1 rRNA gene is annotated in these 1482 nt (G+C 55.4%); it reads right to left on the bottom strand.

Annotated features, from left to right (window positions below):
* Positions 1–140 precede the first annotated feature (140 nt).
* Positions 141–1482: ribosomal RNA gene (locus tag ITJ67_RS19430) — 16S ribosomal RNA — on the bottom strand; the annotation flags it as partial.

Raw genomic sequence — 1482 nt, 5'->3', positions numbered from 1 at the left:
CCCCGAAAGGCGTACTCCACACGAACAACAACAAGCACCGAATAGTCAAATGTTCCACCCATGAGCGCCACCGATCGACATTCGCGACCGAAATGACTTCAGCTCCACACCCAAACGGATGCGTGCTAAGTGCTCCTTAGAAAGGAGGTGATCCAGCCGCACCTTCCGGTACGGCTACCTTGTTACGACTTAGTCCTAATTACCGATCCCACCTTCGACGGCTCCCTCCAAAAGGTTAGGCCACCGGCTTCGGGTGTTACCGACTTTCATGACTTGACGGGCGGTGTGTACAAGGCCCGGGAACGTATTCACCGCAGCGTTGCTGATCTGCGATTACTAGCGACTCCGACTTCATGGGGTCGAGTTGCAGACCCCAATCCGAACTGAGACTGGCTTTTTGGGATTCGCTCCACCTCGCGGTATTGCAGCCCATTGTACCAGCCATTGTAGCATGCGTGAAGCCCAAGACATAAGGGGCATGATGATTTGACGTCATCCCCACCTTCCTCCGAGTTGACCCCGGCAGTCTCATATGAGTTCCCACCATTACGTGCTGGCAACATACGACGAGGGTTGCGCTCGTTGCGGGACTTAACCCAACATCTCACGACACGAGCTGACGACAACCATGCACCACCTGTATACCGACCTTGCGGGGCGAACATTTCTGAACGTTTCCGGTATATGTCAAGCCTTGGTAAGGTTCTTCGCGTTGCATCGAATTAATCCGCATGCTCCGCCGCTTGTGCGGGCCCCCGTCAATTCCTTTGAGTTTTAGCCTTGCGGCCGTACTCCCCAGGCGGGGCGCTTAATGCGTTAGCTACGACACGGAAACCGTGGAATGGTCCCCACATCTAGCGCCCAACGTTTACGGCATGGACTACCAGGGTATCTAATCCTGTTCGCTCCCCATGCTTTCGCTCCTCAGCGTCAGTAATGGCCCAGAGATCTGCCTTCGCCATCGGTGTTCCTCCTGATATCTGCGCATTCCACCGCTACACCAGGAATTCCAATCTCCCCTACCACACTCTAGTCTGCCCGTACCCACTGCAGACCCGAGGTTGAGCCTCGGGATTTCACAGCAGACGCGACAAACCGCCTACGAGCTCTTTACGCCCAATAATTCCGGACAACGCTTGCACCCTACGTATTACCGCGGCTGCTGGCACGTAGTTAGCCGGTGCTTTTTCTGCAGGTACCGTCACTTTCGCTTCTTCCCTACTAAAAGAGGTTTACAACCCGAAGGCCGTCATCCCTCACGCGGCGTTGCTGCATCAGGCTTTCGCCCATTGTGCAATATTCCCCACTGCTGCCTCCCGTAGGAGTCTGGGCCGTGTCTCAGTCCCAGTGTGGCCGGTCACCCTCTCAGGCCGGCTACCCGTCGTCGCCTTGGTGAGCCATTACCTCACCAACAAGCTGATAGGCCGTGAGCCGATCCATAACCAAAAAATCTTTCCAAACACAGACCATGCGATCGTGTTA

The organism is Pseudoclavibacter sp. VKM Ac-2867, assembly GCF_015351275.1.
Classification (GTDB): domain Bacteria; phylum Actinomycetota; class Actinomycetes; order Actinomycetales; family Microbacteriaceae; genus Pseudoclavibacter.
The sequence above is the reverse complement of the archived record's forward strand: the minus strand, read 5'-3'. Positions and strand labels throughout refer to the sequence as shown.